At 39.3% G+C, this 2,240-nt stretch carries 2 protein-coding genes and 1 pseudogene; 1 reads left to right on the plus strand and 2 read right to left on the minus strand.

Annotated elements, in window-relative coordinates:
- Nucleotides 1-216: 216 nt before the first annotated feature.
- Both QZ562_RS20990 and QZ562_RS20995 read right to left on the minus strand, forming a co-directional pair.
- Nucleotides 217-789, minus strand: coding sequence for an HD domain-containing protein (locus QZ562_RS20990; protein WP_293764655.1), 573 nt, complete (start codon nt 787-789; stop codon nt 217-219).
- 267 nt (nt 790-1,056) lie between these two features.
- Nucleotides 1,057-1,464, minus strand: coding sequence for a DCC1-like thiol-disulfide oxidoreductase family protein (locus tag QZ562_RS20995; protein WP_293764657.1), 408 nt, complete (start codon nt 1,462-1,464; stop codon nt 1,057-1,059).
- Between the two features lie 585 nt (nt 1,465-2,049).
- Here QZ562_RS20995 and QZ562_RS21000 point away from each other — a divergent pair.
- Nucleotides 2,050-2,240: pseudogene (locus QZ562_RS21000) on the plus strand (transposase); the annotation flags it as partial.

Genomic DNA, 2,240 nt, shown 5'->3' on the forward strand with positions numbered 1-2,240 from the left:
GCCTAGGAACAATATCTTTACTAACAAACAAAAGATAAAGAGTACTAAAACGCACTAAGTATAAACGATAAGCATCGAATTGTTTACAGGCAACAAGATGATTCAATACTAATAGCTCAAATCCGCTAACATTACGTCACGTAATACCGAAATTTGTTAAAGGCAACTAGTGGACGGGCTTTGGCCAAACGGTCGACTTTTAGTCACAGTGATTCGTTATGAATCGATTAACCATTTTTGATTTACCGCTATCTGAATTTGGTCGAGCATCCAATCATAAATCTCGGGCGACTCTAACTTGACTACTTCATTGATTTGTATGACTTGGCTTTTGCTAATACCCTGTTCCTTCCAAGCTCTTCCCTCAGTATTCAAACTCATCATAAAAGGTAGAAGTCGATCGACAACCTTAACCCACCGACTTTCCTTGGTAAATTGTTCTTCATACTCTTCCCAAAGGTGTTTTATTTCAGACGCAAATTTAACGGGAACGACAGATAGTTGATCAACATACTTTCGCTCCTCGGCCTCTTTTTTTGACCTTTCCGGATCGAAAATAGAGATATCACCTGCCCCTATTTCACAAATATCATGGACCAATGCCATTTTAATAGTTTTGACAATATCGATTTCAACATCAAACTCCTCTTTAAGCGTTATGATGCCTAAAGCAAGATGCCAACTATGTTCAGCAGAATTTTCGTTTCGCGTCTGATCGAATATATATGATCGACGCATCACGCTTTTAAGTTTATCTAGCTCCATTAAGAAACTAAAAATATTGTTCATAACCCCTCCTGACTTGATGACTCACAACCCCCAGCGGTAAAAAAATAAAGCAAAATAAGAAACCGACACTCTTCGACTACCCCCTTTTTGTCGAGACTAGCCGCAACTTTTTTCTAGGAAACCGACGACTCTAGGATAAGCTAGAAATTTTAAAAGTATGGGTGTATCAGTTATTTCTTTCTATAGAGAGTGCCATCGAGACGGGCTTGTTCAACAACCGGATAAGTCGCGGCTGCGCACGACTTATTCTTATTCGTTATGTAGCCATTAGAATTTGTCATTGCCTTTGATTTCTAGATTATTAATTTTCGATTTCCCAAGTATTTTTAACAGAAAGTTTCGTAAAAACCGTAAAAACGGATACAGAATAGATGACATTGTTTTTGACCTGAAAACCCAATAATTTATGCGATTAAGAATTCCTGATCGACTTCCAATTAAGGCCAGCGTATGTATTGCATCTGACCCGTAATAAAGCTGATCGCCCATTTTCAAAACCACGCCTTGATCTATGTCGAGGCCTTTCGCAGTTATCTCATGCAAAACTTCACTATTTTCACGTGCATCAACGATTCTTAAATGTCCAACACTTTCTCTAATTTTCACAACCTGGCAATAAACATTACAGGCAGGACATTCCCGATCATATACAAGCAGTATTTCTTCGCGCTTCACTCGTTTATTCCTGCTACATAACGCCACGTTTTGCGGAGAGCGAGCGCAGCGAGTGATCCCGACAACATGGTTTTATAGCTCTTCCGTTCCATTAATTAATTATTTCCATAGTCGGCTAATTGAATGAACATACTTATACTAGTTACGAATAAACAGCGTTAAACACACGACATTCAAACTAGCAGAAGGCTCTTGTTTAGTCACGCATACTCGGGGATTGCCGCAATACCGAGTATCTATAAGACTTGCGAGAAGCGAGTAATGCATTATATTTAGAGGCTAACCTTACACCCTGATGTGTTCTATAAAAAGCCTTGTATTACAGATCACTCTGTTTTAATCGGTATCGATTGGGCGGATAAAAAGCGTAATATTTGTGGAATCGATCCTGTAGTCAAGACCCCTAGTTGTTCGGTCATCGTTGCAAAACCAGAGGCAATTCATGACTGAATTATTTTGACCGAAATAAAGCACGAAATAAAGGACAGACACTCTTAATTTGATTTACTGGCCCGCCTGCCATCCAACAATGGCCCGCTAACAAATTGGATAGTCCAACTGACTATAAAAACTCTCAATAGGCTTATTGAGCAATACCGTCAACGTTTGGGCAATTTGGGTTGGTTTATGAAATGTTTAAACGAACCCATTAATAGTCAAGCGAATAAGGAAGATGGATGCACCGGTCACTTTTGGGAAAGCCGGTATAAATCACAGGCTCTTTTGAATGAGAAGGACTTCTCACATGTATGGCCGACGTCGATCTCAATACTATT

Origin of the sequence: uncultured Paraglaciecola sp. (assembly GCF_913058035.1) — a bacterium.
Classification (GTDB): domain Bacteria; phylum Pseudomonadota; class Gammaproteobacteria; order Enterobacterales; family Alteromonadaceae; genus Paraglaciecola.